The sequence below is a fragment of the Pantoea sp. X-Soil-TKNS-1279 genome (assembly GCF_059730565.1).
In genome coordinates this window covers 1,445,984-1,463,303 of sequence record NZ_AP035948.1, presented here as the reverse complement: position 1 = coordinate 1,463,303, position 17,320 = coordinate 1,445,984, and the positions used below count along the sequence as shown (strand labels likewise).

The 17,320-nt window shown below is 56.8% G+C and carries 17 protein-coding genes; 8 read left to right on the top strand and 9 right to left on the bottom strand.

Going from position 1 to position 17,320, the window contains the following annotated elements:
- Window positions 1-272 precede the first annotated feature (272 nt).
- The 5 genes from dps (at window position 273) to ybiO (ending at window position 5,697) form a co-directional block, all read left to right on the top strand.
- Entirely contained in the window at window positions 273-776 is a 504-nt protein-coding gene (dps, locus tag AC6I8N_RS06825) for a DNA starvation/stationary phase protection protein Dps (protein WP_036624544.1), read from the top strand.
- A gap of 323 nt (window positions 777-1,099) precedes the next feature.
- A complete protein-coding gene (glnH, locus tag AC6I8N_RS06820; RefSeq protein ID WP_013508436.1) occupies window positions 1,100-1,846 on the top strand; it encodes a glutamine ABC transporter substrate-binding protein GlnH in 747 nt (248 codons plus the stop codon).
- A gap of 84 nt (window positions 1,847-1,930) precedes the next feature.
- The gene (gene glnP / locus AC6I8N_RS06815; protein ID WP_013508435.1) at window positions 1,931-2,590 is read left to right on the top strand and encodes a glutamine ABC transporter permease GlnP; all 660 of its coding nucleotides are present in this window, start codon (window positions 1,931-1,933) and stop codon (window positions 2,588-2,590) included.
- The gene (gene glnQ, locus AC6I8N_RS06810) at window positions 2,587-3,309 is read left to right on the top strand and encodes a glutamine ABC transporter ATP-binding protein GlnQ (RefSeq protein WP_013508434.1); all 723 of its coding nucleotides are present in this window, start codon (window positions 2,587-2,589) and stop codon (window positions 3,307-3,309) included. Before glnP ends, glnQ begins: the two co-directional genes overlap by 4 nt.
- Window positions 3,310-3,429: 120 nt before the next feature.
- On the top strand, window positions 3,430-5,697 hold the full coding sequence (gene ybiO, locus AC6I8N_RS06805) for a mechanosensitive channel protein (protein WP_208725095.1): 2,268 nt from the start codon (window positions 3,430-3,432) through the stop codon (window positions 5,695-5,697).
- A gap of 2 nt (window positions 5,698-5,699) precedes the next feature.
- Here the strand turns inward: ybiO and rlmF are convergent, their stop codons facing one another.
- On the bottom strand, window positions 5,700-6,626 hold the full coding sequence (gene rlmF / locus AC6I8N_RS06800; RefSeq protein WP_208725094.1) for a 23S rRNA (adenine(1618)-N(6))-methyltransferase RlmF: 927 nt from the start codon (window positions 6,624-6,626) through the stop codon (window positions 5,700-5,702).
- Between the two features lie 145 nt (window positions 6,627-6,771).
- Here rlmF and AC6I8N_RS06795 point away from each other — a divergent pair, with 145 nt between their 5' ends.
- Window positions 6,772-7,404 carry a flavin reductase family protein gene (locus AC6I8N_RS06795; protein ID WP_021182531.1) on the top strand — a complete coding sequence of 211 codons (633 nt, stop codon included), beginning with the start codon at window positions 6,772-6,774 and terminating at the stop codon, window positions 7,402-7,404.
- On the opposite strand, the gene AC6I8N_RS06790 is transcribed toward AC6I8N_RS06795, so the two are convergent.
- From AC6I8N_RS06790 to hutI, 7 genes are all read right to left on the bottom strand, one after another.
- Entirely contained in the window at window positions 7,401-8,891 is a 1,491-nt protein-coding gene (locus tag AC6I8N_RS06790; RefSeq protein ID WP_497830335.1) for an HAL/PAL/TAL family ammonia-lyase, read from the bottom strand. The two genes, AC6I8N_RS06795 and AC6I8N_RS06790, sit on opposite strands and share 4 nt — an antisense overlap.
- Complete coding sequence (locus AC6I8N_RS06785) at window positions 8,888-9,682, bottom strand: ABC transporter ATP-binding protein (protein WP_021182529.1); 795 nt, start codon at window positions 9,680-9,682, stop codon at window positions 8,888-8,890. Before AC6I8N_RS06785 ends, AC6I8N_RS06790 begins: the two co-directional genes overlap by 4 nt.
- A gap of 1 nt (window position 9,683) precedes the next feature.
- A complete protein-coding gene (locus AC6I8N_RS06780; RefSeq protein WP_208725091.1) occupies window positions 9,684-10,412 on the bottom strand; it encodes an ABC transporter permease in 729 nt (242 codons plus the stop codon).
- 11 nt (window positions 10,413-10,423) lie between these two features.
- The gene (locus AC6I8N_RS06775; RefSeq protein WP_021182527.1) at window positions 10,424-11,143 is read right to left on the bottom strand and encodes an ABC transporter permease; all 720 of its coding nucleotides are present in this window, start codon (window positions 11,141-11,143) and stop codon (window positions 10,424-10,426) included.
- A 12-nt stretch (window positions 11,144-11,155) separates the two neighbouring features.
- On the bottom strand, window positions 11,156-12,004 hold the full coding sequence (locus AC6I8N_RS06770; RefSeq protein WP_021182526.1) for a transporter substrate-binding domain-containing protein: 849 nt from the start codon (window positions 12,002-12,004) through the stop codon (window positions 11,156-11,158).
- Window positions 12,005-12,381: 377 nt separating this feature from the next.
- Complete coding sequence (hutG, locus tag AC6I8N_RS06765; RefSeq protein ID WP_497830334.1) at window positions 12,382-13,170, bottom strand: N-formylglutamate deformylase; 789 nt, start codon at window positions 13,168-13,170, stop codon at window positions 12,382-12,384.
- Window positions 13,167-14,384 carry an imidazolonepropionase gene (gene hutI, locus AC6I8N_RS06760; protein ID WP_497830333.1) on the bottom strand — a complete coding sequence of 406 codons (1,218 nt, stop codon included), beginning with the start codon at window positions 14,382-14,384 and terminating at the stop codon, window positions 13,167-13,169. The genes hutG and hutI overlap by 4 nt, the downstream gene beginning before the upstream one ends.
- 88 nt (window positions 14,385-14,472) lie before the next feature.
- Here hutI and AC6I8N_RS06755 point away from each other — a divergent pair, with 88 nt between their 5' ends.
- Both AC6I8N_RS06755 and AC6I8N_RS06750 read left to right on the top strand, forming a co-directional pair.
- Window positions 14,473-15,828 carry a formimidoylglutamate deiminase gene (locus AC6I8N_RS06755; RefSeq protein WP_497830332.1) on the top strand — a complete coding sequence of 452 codons (1,356 nt, stop codon included), beginning with the start codon at window positions 14,473-14,475 and terminating at the stop codon, window positions 15,826-15,828.
- On the top strand, window positions 15,825-16,367 hold the full coding sequence (locus tag AC6I8N_RS06750; protein WP_415173791.1) for a HutD/Ves family protein: 543 nt from the start codon (window positions 15,825-15,827) through the stop codon (window positions 16,365-16,367). Before AC6I8N_RS06755 ends, AC6I8N_RS06750 begins: the two co-directional genes overlap by 4 nt.
- Here the strand turns inward: AC6I8N_RS06750 and hutC are convergent.
- The gene (gene hutC / locus AC6I8N_RS06745) at window positions 16,351-17,106 is read right to left on the bottom strand and encodes a histidine utilization transcriptional repressor HutC (RefSeq protein WP_013508421.1); all 756 of its coding nucleotides are present in this window, start codon (window positions 17,104-17,106) and stop codon (window positions 16,351-16,353) included. The two genes, AC6I8N_RS06750 and hutC, sit on opposite strands and share 17 nt — an antisense overlap.
- Window positions 17,107-17,320: the final 214 nt, after the last annotated feature.

The following is a 17,320-nucleotide window of genomic DNA, read 5'->3' as shown; positions in this document are numbered from 1 at the left end:
CCATTCTCATTATCAATTTTTATTTCTTGCCGGCCTGTTTTGTTATTATTTTGCAACATTCATGAAAGACAATTAACAGATATATTTTATCTGCATGATAAAACAAGCTTTTGTAATTAACTTACCCTCACAGCATTTAATCCCCCAGCGATGATCAATGGGTGTTTACCTATTCCTGATATTGACTGAATCAATCCTGCAAGCCAGGGAAGTGCTGCTATACTTATCCCCGTGCTTGATTAGGACAACCCATCAACAAGAGGAATTTAATGATGAGTACCGCAAAACTGGTTAAAACAAAATCTTCCGATCTGATTTACACCCGTAACGACGTGGCTGATAGCGAGAAGAAAGCCACCATTGAGGTGCTCAACCGTCTGGTAGTCGAGTTTATTGACCTGTCGTTGATCACCAAACAGGCGCACTGGAACATGCGCGGCGCTAACTTTATTGCGGTGCATGAAATGCTGGACGGCTTCCGTACCGCGATTACTGATCATCAGGACACTATTGCTGAACGTGTGGTACAGCTGGGCGGCGTTGCGCTGGGCACCACTCAGGTGGTCAACGATAAAACGCCACTGAAAAGCTACCCGCTAAATATCCACAGCGTGCAGGATCATCTGAAAGCGCTGGCCGACCGTTATGCCATCGTGGCAAACGATGTCCGTAAAGCCATCAGTGAAGTGAGCGATGAAGATAGCGCGGATATTTTCACCGCCGCATCACGCGATCTCGATAAGTTCTTGTGGTTTATCGAATCTAATATCGAATAATCAGTAAATTCTTAATCAGGCGGGTTTAACCCGCCTTTTTTATGCCTGTGTAACATCCTGGTGCTTTTTTTGACACCGTTAACAATTTCTTCATCCCTGCTTTTCCTGCCCTGCGCTCTGGGGCACACTGTGCCCTGCACCACAAAGGCACCGCGCACCATTTTGGTGCTTCATAATGGTGCATTTCGTTTTCTGTAAGCAAAATCGTGTCAGCAACGTTATGCAACCTGCTGATTTCGCGACAAATGAAAAGTTGGCATAGTTTTTTCATATGATCAGCCGCAAATCAGGCCAGCAGGTCTGGAAGGTAATAAGGAAAAATGATGAAGTCACTGATTAAAGTCTCCGTGGCAGCCCTGGCGCTGGCCTTCTCTCTTTCATCCACCGCAGCAGATAAAAAACTGGTTGTCGCCACTGACACCGCTTTCGTTCCGTTCGAATTTAAGCAGGGTGACCAATATGTCGGTTTTGATATCGACCTGTGGGCCGCTATCGCTAAAGAACTGAAACTGGACTACACCCTGAAGCCAATGGATTTCAGCGGCATCATCCCGGCACTGCAAACCCGCAACGTCGATGTGGCGCTGGCAGGTATCACCATTACCGATGAACGTAAAAAAGCCATCGATTTCTCTGACGGCTACTACAAAAGCGGTCTGCTGGTGATGGTGCGTAGCAACGAAAACAACATCAAAAGCATCGATGATCTGAACGGCAAAGTGGTGGCAGTGAAAAGCGGCACCGGTTCTGTTGATTACGCCAAAGCGCACATCAAATCGAAAGATCTGCGTCAGTTCCCGAACATCGACAACGCATACATGGAGTTAGGCACCAACCGTGCTGACGCCGTGCTGCACGATACCCCGAACATCCTGTACTTCATCCACACCGCGGGTAAAGGTCGCTTCAAAGCGGTTGGTGAGTCAATCTCAGCTCAGCAGTACGGTATCGCGTTCCCGAAAGGCAGCGACGACCTGCGTGAAAAAGTGAACGGCGCGCTGAAAACCCTGCGTGACAACGGCACTTACAACACCATCTATAAAAAATGGTTCGGCAGCGAGCCTAAATAATTCGCATCTTGTTCTATTTTTATCTTTGCAGCAGGGCTGATTCAGCCCTGCTTTTTCCATCGCAACAAATTCTGGAGTTCCACCATGGAGTTTGACTGGAGCGTCATTTGGCCTGCCCTGCCGATTTTGCTGGAAGGCGCCAAAATGACCCTGATTATTTCGGTCCTCGGCCTGGTCGGCGGTTTGATTATCGGCCTGGTGGCCGGTTTCGCCCGCGCTTACGGCGGCTGGATCGCTAACAACATCGCACTGGTTTTCATTGAATTGATTCGCGGCACGCCAATTGTGGTGCAGGTGATGTTTATTTACTTCGCCCTGCCGATGGCCTTCCCGGACCTGCGGATTGATCCGTTCACCGCTGCGGTGGTGACCATTATGATCAACTCGGGTGCCTACATCGCGGAAATCACGCGCGGTGCGGTGCTGTCAATCAACAAAGGCTTCCGTGAAGCCGGTCTGGCATTGGGTCTGTCTCGTCGCGAAACGCTGCGCTACGTGATCATGCCGCTGGCGCTGCGTCGTATGCTGCCGCCGCTGGGTAACCAGTGGATTGTCAGCATCAAGGACACCTCGCTGTTTATCGTGATTGGTGTGGCAGAACTGACCCGCCAGGGCCAGGAAATCATCGCCGGTAACTTCCGCGCGCTGGAGATCTGGAGCGCCGTTGCCATCATCTATCTGGTTATTACGCTGGTGTTGAGCTTTGTGCTGCGCCGTATTGAGAAAAGGGTGAAAATCCTGTGATTGAATTTAAAAACGTCTCTAAAAACTTCGGCCAGACCCAGGTTCTGCACGACATCAACCTGAAAATTAATCAGGGTGAAGTGGTGGTGATTATCGGCCCATCCGGTTCCGGTAAATCAACGCTGCTGCGCTGCATTAACAAGCTGGAAGAGATCACCACCGGCGATCTGATTGTCGATGGCATGAAGGTGAACGACCCGAAAGTCGACGAACGCCTGATCCGTCAGGAAGCAGGCATGGTGTTTCAGCAGTTCCATCTGTTTCCGCAGATGAGCGCCCTGGATAACGTGGCCTTCGGTCCGATCCGCGTGCGCGGTGCGAAGAAAGAAGATGCGCAGAAGCTGGCGCGTGAGCTGCTGGGTAAAGTGGGCCTTGCCGAACGCGCGCACCATTTCCCGTCTGAACTTTCCGGTGGTCAGCAACAACGCGTCGCCATTGCGCGCGCACTTGCGGTAAAGCCGAAAATGATGTTGTTCGATGAGCCAACCTCTGCCCTCGACCCTGAACTGCGCCATGAAGTGCTGAAAGTGATGCAGGATCTGGCTGAAGAAGGCATGACGATGGTCATCGTGACGCACGAAGTGGGTTTCGCACAGAAAGTCGCCTCGCGCCTGATCTTTATCGATAAAGGCACCATCGCCGAAGATGGCGACCCGGACGCGTTGATCACCAACCCGCCGAGCGATCGTCTGCGCGAGTTTTTGCAGCACGTATCTTAATCCGCTGTTGTGCCGTAACGGTGCGGTTTATCGCGCGCCGTTACGGCATCCCCCTTTCGGACTCATCTCCCTCCCCCACTGTCTATACTTTCCCCTTGTGCGAAGCTGAAGGAGAAAGCCATGTCGTTTGCCCGCCCACAATGGCGTCGTGCCATCTGTTGGAGCCTCAGTCTTATCTGCCTGCTGCTGATCCCGACCACTCAGGCGGTCACGCTGCCACAGGCGGCAGTTGCCGCACAGCAATCCTCTCCCCCCGCCAGCAGTGACAGCACCCCAACCCTGGAAGAGAAAAAAGCCGCCTATGCCGCACTGGCTAACATACTGGAAAATAACGACTCACGTCAGGAGTTAATTGATCAGTTACGCCAGGCAGCCAGTACCCCTTCCACCAGCGCAGCGCCGGTACTCGAACCGCCAAAAGCGACAGATGAAGATCCTACCGTGCTGGAGAGCGTCACCAGCGTGACCCGAGAATATGGTGGCGAGGTGGCGTCACAATTTGCCCAGCTGCATAACAACATCGCCAATGCCCCGCACAAACCTTTCAACCAGCAAACCTTCTTTAATGCCCTGAAACATTTTGTGGTGCTGGCAGTGGCGGTGTTTGCCTTTTACTGGCTGGTACGCCGCCTGATGTCACCGTTTTGGCATCGCATGGGACAATGGGGTCGTGATAAAAACCGCGATCACAACAACTGGCTGCATCTGCCCGCGACCATCACGCTGGCGTTCATTATCGATTTGCTGCTGCTGGCGTTAACGCTGTTTATTGGTCAGATCATCAGCGACAACTACCACGGTGATAACCGCACCATTGCTTACCAACAAGGGTTGTTTCTCAATGCCTTTGCGTTAATTGAGTTCTTCAAAGCGGTGCTGCGCTTAATCTTTTGCCCCAACTACCCAACGTTACGTTTTTTCCATTTGCCAGACGATCGCGCTCGTTACTGGAATACCCGTCTGAGCTGGTTAAGTGGCATCATCGGCTACGGTTTGCTGGTGGTGGTACCTGTCGTGTCTAATCAGGTGAATATGCAGGTCGCGGCACTGGTTAATGTCCTGGTGATGGGCATTATGACCGTCTGGGCGCTGTGGCTGATTTTTCGCAACAAGCGTCGCATCCACGATGCCCTCGCGCGCCTTGCCGATCGCAGCCTGAGTTTTTTTGCGCTGTTTATCCGCGCCTACGCTATGGTATGGCACTGGCTGGCAAGCGCTTACTTTATCGCCCTGTTTCTGCTTTCCATTTTTAATCCCGGTGACAGCCTGAAGTTTATGATGTCAGCCACGGTGCGCAGCCTGGCGATTATTGGTATCGCCGCGCTGATTTCCGGCATGTTAACGCGCTGGATTGGTAAAACGCTCACGCTCTCCCCAGAGTTGCGCCGTAACTACCCGGAGTTACAAAAGCGCGTCAACGACTGGGTAAAAGCACTGCTCAAACTGGCGCGGGTGATCACCGTGCTGGCGACCCTGTTGTTGCTGCTGAATGCGTGGAACCTGTTTGACCTCTGGCACTGGCTGACCTTTGGCACCGGACAGAAGATGGTCGACGTACTGATCCGCATCGTGATGATTGTGTTGCTGTCGGCGATTGGCTGGACGCTGCTGGCGAGCCTGATTGAGAGCCGTCTGGCATCGGATTCCCACGGTCGTCCAATGCCAAGCGCCCGTACCCGCACGCTGCTGACGCTATTCCGCAACGCGCTGGCAGTGGTGATCAGCACCATCACCATTATGATTTTGTTGTCTGAAGTTGGGGTGAATATCGCCCCATTGCTGGCGGGCGCAGGCGCGCTGGGGCTGGCGGTATCGTTTGGTTCGCAAACGCTGGTGAAAGACATCATCACCGGCGTGTTTATCCAGTTTGAGAACGGGATGAATACCGGCGACCTGGTGACTATCGGCACCATCACCGGCACGGTGGAACGGATGTCGATTCGCTCCGTCGGAGTACGCCAGGATACCGGTGCGTTAAATATTATTCCCTGGTCCTCGATCACCACCTTCGCCAACTTTGTGCGCGGCATCGGCTCGTTCGTCGCCAACTATGATGTTGACCGCAGCGAAGACACGGAGAAAGTGAATGCCACCTTACAAGCGGCGGTGCAAGAATTGCTGGAAAATCCGGAAATTCGCGGCATGGTGATTGGTGAACCCAGCTTTGCCGGGCTGGTCGGGCTGACCAACCAATCCTTCACCGTGCGTGTCTCCTTCACCACCCAACCGCTGAAGCAGTGGTCGGTGCGGTTTGCGCTGGATGATAAGGTGAAAAAACACTTCGATGCTGCGGGCATCAAAGCGCCGCATCAGACGGTGGAGGTGATGCAAACCGGCAGCGATGTCGCATCCGCCGCCAGTTTTCAGGCATTGCCGCCGGGCGCGTGAATTTAGCGTTTCAGTCGCTGAGCGCGCGAGGCTGGCGGCAGGAAGGTCCAGGCGATAAACCGGCTCTGCTTCTGTCCCTGCGCCATCTCGATAATACGTACCTCGTACGCATCAAGATCGCGCAGTTGGTCGCGCAGCGCGGGCAGATTCTCCTTGCGCGACACCAGCGAAGTGAACCACACAATACGGTCAGCAAAAGCAACGCTTTCGGCAATCATCTGACCGACAAACTTGCGCTCGCCGCCGTCGCACCACAACTCGTTATGCTGACCACCAAAGTTGAGCGGCGTGCTTTTCTTCAAGCCAAGGTTACGCACTTTACGCTGGCTGCCCGCCGCAGCGTCTTCTGCCGAAGCATGGAACGGCGGATTACACAGGACCGCCTGATAGCGTTCATTTTTGTGCACCACTCCGGCGAAAATCGCCTCGGGTTGCTTCTGACGGCGCAGGCGAATGCCACGCTGTAACCCCGGATTGCTGGCAACAATCTGGTTGGCGGCGGTGATCGCTTCTGCCGTGATATCGGTGCCGGTAAAGCGCCAGCCGTACTCGGCATGACCAATCAACGGATAGATGCAGTTGGCACCGCAACCAATATCCATCACGTCCACATCGCGCGGGATCACCCCGCCGTTATCAGTCGCCAGCAAATCGGCCAGCGCATGAATATAATCCGCCCGGCCCGGTACCGGCGGCGTCAGATAGCCTTCCGCCAACTGCCAGTTGAGGTTATAAAACAGCTTCAGCAGCGCCTGATTAAGTAACATCACCGCCTGCGGATCGGCAAAATCCACCGACAGCTCGCCGTAGCCGTTCGGGCGCACCTTGTCTGCCAGTGGCGGATGCGCCGCCGTTAACGCGGCAAAATCATAACGGCCCTGATGGCGATTGCGCGGATGGAAGGGCGAAGTGGCGGCTGGTTTGTTCATAGGTTCTCCGATCGATAACGCGGCGTAAGATACTCCGTGTTGGGAAAAAAAGAAAATCTCTGCCCATTTGCGTTACGCTGTTAAATTCCGTAGCGGCGCAATTTATTGCGCGTTTTTCCCTATTTCAGCCACGCCAGGAGATGTTATGACGCGTCAGCGCTATACCTACCAACCCCGTGCCGGTCACGGCTTACCGCACGATCCCCTCAACGCCATCATCGGCCCACGTCCCATTGGTTGGATCAGTTCGCAAAGTGCCAACGGGGTGCGCAACCTTGCCCCTTACAGTTTTTTTAACTGCTTCAACTACCATCCGCCCATCATTGGTTTTGCCAGCAGCGGCTGGAAAGACAGCGTGCGTAATATCAGCGAGAGCAACGAATTTGTCTGGAACCTGGCAACGCGTCCACTGGCCGAAGCGATGAACGAAAGCTCCGCATCAATTCCCCCTGAGCAGGATGAGTTTGCGCTGGCTGGCTTAACGCCAACCCCCGCTTCGCATGTCAACGTCAGCATGGTGGCGGAAAGCCCGGTTAACTTTGAGTGTCGGCTGACGCAGTGCATCCGTTTACAGGATGTGCAGGGTGCGGAGCTGGACAGTTGGCTGGTACTGGGTGAAGTGGTGGCGATTCATATTGATGAACAACTGCTGGAAAACGGCATCTATCAAACGGCGAAAGCGCAACCCATCCTGCGTGCCGGTGGCCCCTCGGCCTACTACGGCATCAGTGAAGCGTTGCGCTTTGATCTGGTGCGACCGGACGCCCGCCGCGCTTAACCCTGGTGGGTTTTGAGGACCTGCACAGCACGCGCCATTTCCGGTGCCAGCCAGCGATCCTCCTGCCAGTTGGCAACCACCGCACGCAGGCGACGCAACGCCTGCGCCGTGCCGCTTGCCAGCTGGTCTTCACCGTGGAAATCCAGTGCCTGCGCCGCCAGCAGATATTCGATAGCGAGAATCTGCCAGACATTCCCCACCAGTTTCAGCAGCTTTAGCGCCGCGCCGGTGCCAAGACTCAGGTGATCCTCTTGCAAACCGGAAGTCACAAAGTTATCCAGCACCGCCGGTTGCGCCAGTTGACGGTTCTCCGCGCACAGCGCAGCCGCAACATATTGCGCGATCATCATGCCGGAATTCACCCCCGGTTGCGCCACCAGGAACGCCGGTAACCCGCTCACCAGCGGATTCACCAGACGGTCAAGCCGACGCTCCGCAATGCTCCCCAGCTCCGCCAGGGCAATTGCCAGCAAATCACAGGCCATCGCCACGGATTCACCGTGTGGATTGGCCTGCGACACCACGCGCCAGTTCTCCGGCGTGCCAAGCACCAGCGGGTTGTCAGTGCAGGCGTTCAGTTCAATATTGACCTGACGGGCAGCATGATCAAACTGATCGCGACTCGCTCCGTGGACCTGCGGCATAGATCGCAGACTGAGCGCATCCTGAGTGCGTACCCCGACACTGGCCGCCAGCAAGGGGCTGTCGCTCAGTAACTGACGCAGCCGCTCGGCGCTCAGTTGCATGCCCGGACTGGCCTTCAGCGCGATGATTTCCTCGTCGAAAGCCGCCAGTTGCCCACGCAGCGCTTCAAAACTCATTGCCCCGGTGACATCCGCGCAGTCCAGCAGGCGTGCCGCATCGTCCAGCGCCAGACACGCCATGCCGGTCATACAGGGCGTGCCGTTAACCAGACTCAACCCCTCTTTCGCACCCGGGCGGAACGGTGTTAAACCGGCCAGCGCCAACGCCTGTTCGGCAGGCATGACTTGTTGCTGATACGTCACCTCCCCCACACCAATCAGCGCCAGACCGATATGCGCCATATGCGTGAGATAACCGACCGACCCCTGTGACGGCACCTGCGGGATAATATGTTGATTCAGCAACGCCAGCAGTTGCTGCACCAGCGCCACCGAGACACCGGATTTACCGTGGCTGTAGTTCGCGATAGCGGCACACATAATCGCTCGCACGTCATCCGCAGGCAGCAGCGGCCCGACACCACAGGCGTGACTCAGCAGCGTATTGCGCGACAGCTGCCCCAGTTGTTCTTCCGGCAAAGTGATGTTGCACAACGCCCCCAACCCGGTGTTGATGCCATAGGCGATATGGCCGCTGGCGACAATCTCGTCCACGATGGCACGCCCGTCGGCAATGCGCTGCCAGGCGCTGGTGCTCAGGGTTAACTCCGTGCCGTGACGCGCCACTGCGACCACATCCTGCCAGCTTAACGGGCTGTCGCCCCAGGTTACCGTGCCACTCATGCCGGTTGCTCCGTACGTTGATGGCTGGAAATAAATTGTTTAAACCGCTGCGAACCCTGATCACCGAACAGCGCTTCCGGCGCGCCTTCACAATCGATGGTGCCCTGATGCATAAACACCACGCGGTTCGATACGTTGCGCGCAAAGCCCATCTCATGCGTGACCACCAGCATGGTGCGCCCCTCTTCCGCCAGGCTACGCATCACCTTCAGCACTTCACCGACCAGTTCCGGGTCCAGCGCCGAGGTGGGTTCATCAAACAACATCACTTCCGGGTCCATCGCCAGCGCACGGGCAATCGCCACGCGTTGCTGCTGACCACCCGATAACTGCGCCGGATAAAAATCTTTGCGATTGAGCAGACCAACGCGATCCAGCAGTTGCTCGGCCTGGGCGATGCAGCTTTTTTTGTCGCGCTTCAGCACGTAATGCGGCCCTTCAATCACGTTTTGCAGCACCGTCATGTGTGACCAGAGATTGAAGCTCTGGAACACCATGCCGAGCCGTGAACGCAGACGCTCAATTTGTTTCGGATTGGCCGCCAACTGATGACCACGGGCGTGGCGCTTCATCTCAATGGTTTCGCCACCCACGCTGACCACACCGGCATCCGGCGTCTCCAGCAAGTTGATGCAGCGCAACAAGGTGCTTTTGCCCGATCCGCTGGCACCGAGAATGGAGATCACATCGCCTTTGCGCGCCTGTAAATTAATGCCTTTCAGCACTTCCATCGCGCCGAAGGATTTATGGATGTCGGTGGCCGACAGGGTAATCGGGGGTAAATGGTGCATATCACTCTCCGGCAATCGGTTTAACGGCGGGCAACGGCTTTTTTTCAACGCGATGCACCGGGGTCAGACGGCGCTCAAGCAGCGCGTAAAGCTGGACGATAATAAAATTAAGAATCAAATAGATAGCCGCCGCACACAGGAACACCTCCATAGTGCGGTAGGTACGCTGAATGATCTGCTGTGCCACACCGGTCACGTCCCAGACGGTGACCAGACTGGCAAGGGCGGTGGATTTCACCAGCAAAATCGCCTCGGTGGAGTAAGCCGGTAGCGCGTAACGCAACATAATCGGCGCGATAATGCGCCGCAGCAGCAGGCCACGCGACATGCCGCACGCCAGCCCCGCCTCTACCTGACCTGGTGGCACCGCCAACAGCGCGCCACGCAGGATCTCGGCAGTATAGGCGGCGGTACACAGCGACAACGCCAGCACGGCACAGGTAAAGGGTTCGCGCAGAAACGGCCAGACAAAGCTGTGACGGATCACGCCGAACTGACCAAGACCGTAGTAGATCAAAAACAGTTGAATCAACAGCGGTGAGCCACGAAACACCAGAATATAGCCGCGCGCAAAGCCACTCAGCACCCGCCAGCGGCTCATGCGCAGCGTCAGAATGCCCAACGCCAGCACCCCACCACACAGAAAGGCGCTGATAAACAGGCCGAGCGTGACCGGCAGCGCGGCGCTCAGTTTCAGAAAGGTGTCACTCAGAAAGGCAAAGTCGATCATACTGCTGCTCCTTAATGCTGCGCCGCAGTGCGACTTTGCCAGGCGCGGCCAAGGCGTAATTCCGCCCGGCGAAACGCATGGTTGGAAAGCAGAGTCAGCACCAGATAACAGGCACCGCCCACTAAATAAAAGGTGAAGTAATCACGGGTTGAACCGGCGGCGATCTGGCTGGCGCGCATCAATTCAACGATGCCGGTTACCGACACCAGCGCCGAATCTTTCAGGCTCATCTGCCAGACATTTGACATGCCGGGCAACGCATAGCGCACCACTTGTGGCAGCAAAATGCGTTGGGCAATGCGCCATCGCGGCATACCGATGGCGACGGCAGCTTCAATCTCACCTTTCGCCAGCGCCAGCCGCGCTGCCCGGTAGACTTCACCCTGATAAGAACCCGAGATAAGCCCGATCGCCAGAGCACCAATCAGAAACGGCGGCGCTTCGATAAAACCATCCGCACCGAACATCTGACCGATCAGGGTGATCAATCCGGAACCACCGAAGTAGAACAGGTAGATCACCAACAATTCCGGGATACCACGAAACACCGTGGAATAGGCTTCGCCCAGCCAGCGCAGCCAGCGTTGCGTGGAGAGTTTCGCCGCTGCGATGCCGGATCCCACCAGCGCGCCAATCAGCAACGCCGCCAGCGACAGCAGCAAGGTGGTTAGGGCAGCGCTCAGGATCAGACGGCCCCAGCCGTCAGCACCAAAACTCAACAGGCTCATCATGGTTGACCTCACTTACGGGGTTACGTCAGTTTTAAACCACTTCTCACTCAGGGTTTTCACGGTGCCATCGGCCAGCGCCGCATGGATGGCGGCATCCAGTTTGGCTTTCAGATCGCTGTCAGCCATGCGCACGCCCATCGCTTCGCCTTCACCCCAAATCGGGCCACCCAGTTGCGGGCCGCTGAAGGTCAGGTTGCTGTTCTCTTTACGCGCCAGCATCGACTGCGCAAAGGTGACATCGTCGAACACCGCGTCGATACGACCGGCCTGAAGATCAAGGATGGCATCCGCCGAGGTGGTGTATTCGCGTACGTCAGCGACATCTTTGAAGTATTTATCGATAAACGGGGTGTAGACGGTGCCGGAGGCAATGCCGATGGTTTTACCTTTCAACGCAGCTTTCAGGGGTGCAATCGCCGGCTCGATCTCTTTGGCATCGTCGTGCAGCTTGATGATTTTGCTGTCTGGCGGCAGCAGAGAATCTTTTACGGTGATAAAGGTGGCTGGCGTAGAGGCATACGGCGTGGTGAAGCTGACCACTTTTTTGCGATCCGGGGTGATAACAATCGCATCCATGATCACATCATATTTTCCGGCGTTCAGTCCGGCGATCATCCCGTCCCAGTTCTGCACCACCAGCTTGCACTGAACCCCCATGCGTTTGCACAGATCGGTCATCAGCTCAGGTTCAAAGCCACCCAGTTTGCCGCCCGGCAGGGTCAGGTTCCAGGGTTCATAGCTGCCTTCGGTAGCAATGGTGATCGATTTCCACTCTTTGGCCTGCGCGGCAACACCGCTCAGCAGCAGGCTGGAAAACAGGGTCGTGAGGCAAAAACGGCGAAATGTGGTGCGGTGCGTCATGCGGCTTCTCCTGGTCGATAATCGGTAGGTGCTGTCTTTGCGTTTTTTCGCAAATGACATTTCATGTATATACAAGTTAGCCTGCGCCAGATCATTGTCGGCTTGAGTTTTTTGTGAGCCAGATGCAATAAATCGTGTGAATGGCGATGCGGTCTGTACTTGTACATACAACCTAGCAAACGTTGTGCCAGCTCGTGATGCCAGGTGGAATCAGGGGATATGAAGCAACGGAACGGTGAGTTGCACTATGAAGTGGCAAGGCTCGCACCACACTGGCGCAAGGTTTCATTCACAGGCACGTTCCGTAACCGCGCGATAAATCGCGCCGCTACGGTAACGTGCAAACATTTATAGCGGCACACTTTATCGTGGGGGGTTTACGCTTTACCCTGCTGCAAAAACGCCTGCAACAAAGGCTTCAACACCTTCTGCAACTGGGCGGCGCGTACCTGCTGCCACGCGAAAGGCGGGGTTTCATCCATATAATTGATCTGCGCCAGCTCCAGCTGTACCGCCTGCACGCCCTGCTCTGGCTGCCCATAAGCACGGGTGATATAGCCGCCCTTAAAGCGTCCGTTGATCACCCAACTGTAATCCGTTTGCGCGCTGCACACGTCCTGAATCGCTGTCGTCACCGCTGATGAACAACTGGCGCCGTCATTGGTCCCGATATTCAAATCCGGCAGACGCCCCTCAAACAGACGGGGGATCACCGAAGCAATTGAGTGCGCATCAAACAGCAACGCGTAGTCGTGCTGCGCCTTGATACGGGCCAGTTCCTGCTGAATCTGCTGATGGTACGGATGCCAGATATTATCCAGATACCCCTGACGTTGCTCCGCCGTCGGCGTTTTGCCTGGCGCAAAGGTTGGCGTGCCATCAAACAACGTTTCCGGGTACAACCCGGTGGTGGCAGTGCTGTACAACGGTTGATTGTCCGGCGGACGGTTGAGATCGATAACAAAACGCGAGTAGTGGCCAATCAGCACGCTGGCTCCCATATCGCGCACAAAATCATACAGCAGCGGGATATGCCAGTCAGTATCCGGCAAACCACGAGCGGCGTCGCTTAATCCGGCATCGACTTCTGGCGTCAGTTGCGTCCCGGCATGCGGAATGCTGACCAGCAGCGGCAGCTTCCCTTCAGTAAAATGAAACGGTGTCATTGCGCTTCTCCACGATAGATAACCTGGCACGGCAATTCGCCGCCCAACCAGTAAACCAGCTCCGCCGGACGCGCCAACGGCCAGTGGACGAAGTTCGCCACTTTGCCTGACTCCAGCGAACCATGCGTCTGCTGTAAACCCAGTGCCTGTGCGCCCCACAGGGTCACACCTGCCAACGCCTCTTCCGGCGTCATGCCGAACAGCGTGCAACCCATATTCAGCATCAGACGTAGCGATAATGCCGGTGACGTACCCGGATTGGCATCGCTGGCCAGCGCCATCGGCACCCCATACTGACGGAACAGCGCTACCGGCGGCTTCTGCGTTTCGCGCAGCAGGTAAAACGCGCCCGGCAGCAGCACCGCGACGGTGCCATGTTGCGCCATCGCCTGCACATCACTTTCGGTGGCATATTCGAGGTGGTCTGCCGACAATGCGCCGTAACCTGCGGCCAGCGCCGCACCACCCAGTGAGGAGAGCTGCTCGGCATGCAGTTTCACCGGCATCCCCAGCGCCCTGGCTTTATCGAACACCGCGCTGACCTGCTGTGGCGAGAAGGCCAGATGTTCACAGAACGCGTCCACCGCATCCGCCAACCCTTCCGCCTGCACTTGCGGCAACAGTCGCTCGCAAATAATCTCCACCCAGCCCTGCGGGTTGTCTTTAAACTCGGGCGGAAAGCTATGCGCCGCCAGACAGGTCGCCAGCACATCGGCAGGCACGCTTTGCGCCAGCTCGCGAATGGCACGCAGCATCGTCAGTTCACTGGCTTCATCCAGCCCGTAACCGGACTTGATCTCAACTGTGGTCACCCCCTCCGCCAGCAGGCGCTCCAGCCGCCAGCGCGCCGAGGCCACCAGTTCCTGCTGAGTCGCCGCACGCGTCGCACGTACCGTGGAGAGGATACCGCCGCCCTGCGCGGCGATCTCAGCATAGCTGACACCGTTCAGGCGCTGCTCAAATTCCGCGCTGCGGTCGCCGCCAAATACCAGATGGGTGTGACAATCCACCAAACCCGGCGTGATGATGCCCCCCTCAAACTGGTGCTGCTCACGCGCGTTAAATGCCGGTAGCTCACTGCGCGGGCCTACCCACACCAGTTTTCCCTGATCCACCGCCAGCGCGCCGTCGGCAATCAGGTTGTAGCGGCCCTCACGCATGGTCACAATATCTGCGCCCAGCCACAGGCTGTCGATCTGCTTCGCTTCTGCCATCCCCCGTGTCCCCTTCGCCTTTGGCGATTTACACTGCTCATCAAAGTATGTATATGTATATACAACCAACCGCCGTGTAGGATCAACCATGACGACTTTTTTTGCCCCCAGGGCATTGCTGGCCGATGGCTGGCATGAGCAAGTGCTGATTTCTGTTAATTCTTCCGGAGTGATTACCGATCTCACCCCCAATAGCGAACCGGGTAACGCCTCGCGCCTCGCGGGATCAGTGATCCCGGCCATTGCCAACCTGCATTCGCATGCGTTTCAACGCGCGATGGCCGGTCTGGCGGAAGTGGCTGGCGATCCGCAGGACAGTTTCTGGACCTGGCGCGATCTGATGTACCGCATGGTGCAGCGCCTCTCGCCAGAACAGGTCGGCGATATCGCCGCGTTGCTGTATATCGAAATGCTGAAAGGCGGCTACAGCCAGGTGGCGGAGTTCCACTACCTGCACCATGACGCTCAGGGCAAAGCCTATCCCAATGATGATATGCTGCAACAACTGATGGCCGCGGCGGCGACCGCCGGGATTGGCCAGACGCTGCTGCCGGTGCTCTACAGCTACAGCGGTTTTGGTTCGCAACCGGCCAGCGACGGGCAGCGCCGCTTTATTCAGCAGACCGACGCGTATCTGCACCAGCAGCAACGGCTGGCAACCTGGGTCGCTGACAAACCGCTGTTTAATCACGGCCTGTGCTTCCATTCGCTGCGCGCGGTGAATGAAGCGCAGATGCGCGAGGTCCTGGCCGCCAGCCCGGATCACTTGCCGGTGCATATCCATGTGGCGGAGCAGGAAAAAGAAGTGAACGACAGTCTGGCGTGGAGCGGCGAACGTCCGGTGGCCTGGCTGTTGAATCGCTTTAAGGTCGATCAACGCTGGTGTCTGATTCATGCCACCCATCTCGATGATGACGAAATCGCGCGTCTGGCAGCCAGCGGCGCGGTGGCGGGCTTGTGTCCGACCACGGAGGCTAACCTCGGTGACGGCATCTTCCCGGCGGTGGAGTACATCGCCCGTGGTGGTCGTTGGGGGATTGGCTCCGACAGCCATGTGTCGCTCAGCACGCTCGAAGAATTGCGCTGGCTGGAGTACGGCCAACGGCTACGCGATCGTCGTCGTAACCGTATCACCACCACCGATCAGGCTTCCGTTGGCGATCTGCTGTGGCAACAGGCGGCGCAAGGCGGCGCACAGGCCTGCGGTATCAAGAGCGGTGAGCTGGCGGTCGGTAAACGTGCCGACTGGCTGGTGCTGCATCAGGATGCCTGGCTCGGCAGCGTTGAAAACGCCTCGCTGCTCAATCGTTGGTTGTTTGCCGGACAGCGCGAGCAAATTCGTGATGTATTTGTCGCGGGCAAGGCGGTGATTGAACAAGGCCAGCACCCGGCGCAGGAAGCCTGTGCGGCACGTTTTTCCGCAGCGATGAGGGCGTTACGATGAGAACCCGTTTCGCTTACGACACCTTACCGGTCAGCCGCTGGCGCAACGGCGGCGGCGAAACTCGTGAGATTATCAGTTATCCGCCCGGTGTGGCGGATTTTGCCTGGCGCGCCAGCATTGCCACTATCGCCGCTGATGGTCCCTTTTCCCCCTTCCCCGGTATCGATCGGGTGATCACCCTGCTGCACGGTGACAGCGTGTTGCTGACCAGCGCGCAGGGCGAGCAACAACTTCAGCCGCATCAACCCTGGCCGTTCCCGGGTGAATGGGCGATCGATGCCCGTATCGGCGCGAGCGCCTGTCAGGATTTCAACATCATGACACGCCGCGACAGTTGGCAGGCACAGGTGACGGTGCAGCAGCAGGCAGTGCGGGCCACGCATGGTGTGGCCTGGGTGCTGTCTGGTCTCTGGCAAAGCGCCGAAGGTGAGGTGCTGGAGGTGAATCAGGGGATGTGGTGGCTGGATGAAGAGACGCAGCTGGCACCGTATTCTGCCGATGCCAGCCTGCTGTTTACCGCACTCAGCCGTGTCCTCTGAAACGGCCCAGTAACTTGTAACGCGAGCCGGGGTACAGCAGGCGCGCGTAGGTAACAATTTTGGTATCGCTCCAGGTCTGACGACGGATCAGCAAACAGGGTTCGTGCTCATCCAGCGCCAGATGCTTACGCTGGCGCAGATCCGGCAACACCGCTTCAACGATATGCTCGCCGGCGGTTAACGGCGCGACGCGCATCAAGTAGGTGTAAGGCGTTAACTGATGATAATCCTGGCTGAGATAATCCGGTGCCACCAGCGGGTTGACCAGACGATCTTCCAGTTGCACCGGCATATCGTTTTCGTAATGCACGATCAACGAGTGGTACAACGTCTGTCCGGTGGATAAACCCAGCACCGCCGCTTGCTCCGGGTCGGCCTTCATCTGCCCGAGCGACAAAATTTTGCAGCTGTGGCGATGGCCGCGCTGGGCGATTTCATCGGCGATGTTGTGCACTTCCAGCATCGCGGTGTAGCCCTTCATCTCGGCGACAAAGGTGCCCACGCCCTGCATGCGCACCAGAAAACCCTCGCTGGTCAGTTCGCGCAACGCCCGGTTGATGGTCATACGGCTGACGCCCAGCTCGTTCACCAACTCGCTTTCCGACGGTACACGTTGATTGGCCTTCCAGTGACCTTCACGGATCTGGCTGATGATCGCCTGTTTAACGCGCTGGTAAATCGGCGCAGGCTCATCACCCATGGCCGCGGCCAATTGTGCTATTGCCGTTTGCTCAACCATATCCTGTTCCTTTTCCTGATAGTGCCCAGAGTTTACTGTCTCAGGCGGTAAATGTATATACATCCCGCAGTGCAACCAGCCCACTGCTTGTGCAGCATTTGCCTTATTACAGTGCAAAGCGCCACGCGACCTGGATATCAATCCGCATCACTACGCTGTTCACAGAATGTGATCAATCTGGCACAGCGCTTGCTACTTGTATAGACAAGAATAG

What these genes read in the sequence shown, in the direction of transcription:
- dps (WP_036624544.1), top strand. Translation starts at nt 273, where the DNA reads ATGAGTACCGCAAAACTGGTTAAAACAAAATCTTCCGATCTGATTTAC.
- glnH (WP_013508436.1), top strand. Translation starts at nt 1,100, where the DNA reads ATGAAGTCACTGATTAAAGTCTCCGTGGCAGCCCTGGCGCTGGCCTTC.
- glnP (WP_013508435.1), top strand. Translation starts at nt 1,931, where the DNA reads ATGGAGTTTGACTGGAGCGTCATTTGGCCTGCCCTGCCGATTTTGCTG.
- ybiO (WP_208725095.1), top strand. Translation starts at nt 3,430, where the DNA reads ATGTCGTTTGCCCGCCCACAATGGCGTCGTGCCATCTGTTGGAGCCTC.
- rlmF (WP_208725094.1), bottom strand. Translation starts at nt 6,626, where the DNA reads ATGAACAAACCAGCCGCCACTTCGCCCTTCCATCCGCGCAATCGCCAT.
- AC6I8N_RS06795 (WP_021182531.1), top strand. Translation starts at nt 6,772, where the DNA reads ATGACGCGTCAGCGCTATACCTACCAACCCCGTGCCGGTCACGGCTTA.
- AC6I8N_RS06790 (WP_497830335.1), bottom strand. Translation starts at nt 8,891, where the DNA reads ATGAGTGGCACGGTAACCTGGGGCGACAGCCCGTTAAGCTGGCAGGAT.
- AC6I8N_RS06785 (WP_021182529.1), bottom strand. Translation starts at nt 9,682, where the DNA reads ATGCACCATTTACCCCCGATTACCCTGTCGGCCACCGACATCCATAAA.
- AC6I8N_RS06780 (WP_208725091.1), bottom strand. Translation starts at nt 10,412, where the DNA reads ATGATCGACTTTGCCTTTCTGAGTGACACCTTTCTGAAACTGAGCGCC.
- AC6I8N_RS06775 (WP_021182527.1), bottom strand. Translation starts at nt 11,143, where the DNA reads ATGATGAGCCTGTTGAGTTTTGGTGCTGACGGCTGGGGCCGTCTGATC.
- AC6I8N_RS06770 (WP_021182526.1), bottom strand. Translation starts at nt 12,004, where the DNA reads ATGACGCACCGCACCACATTTCGCCGTTTTTGCCTCACGACCCTGTTT.
- hutG (WP_497830334.1), bottom strand. Translation starts at nt 13,170, where the DNA reads ATGACACCGTTTCATTTTACTGAAGGGAAGCTGCCGCTGCTGGTCAGC.
- hutI (WP_497830333.1), bottom strand. Translation starts at nt 14,384, where the DNA reads ATGGCAGAAGCGAAGCAGATCGACAGCCTGTGGCTGGGCGCAGATATT.
- AC6I8N_RS06755 (WP_497830332.1), top strand. Translation starts at nt 14,473, where the DNA reads ATGACGACTTTTTTTGCCCCCAGGGCATTGCTGGCCGATGGCTGGCAT.
- AC6I8N_RS06750 (WP_415173791.1), top strand. Translation starts at nt 15,825, where the DNA reads ATGAGAACCCGTTTCGCTTACGACACCTTACCGGTCAGCCGCTGGCGC.
- hutC (WP_013508421.1), bottom strand. Translation starts at nt 17,106, where the DNA reads ATGGTTGAGCAAACGGCAATAGCACAATTGGCCGCGGCCATGGGTGAT.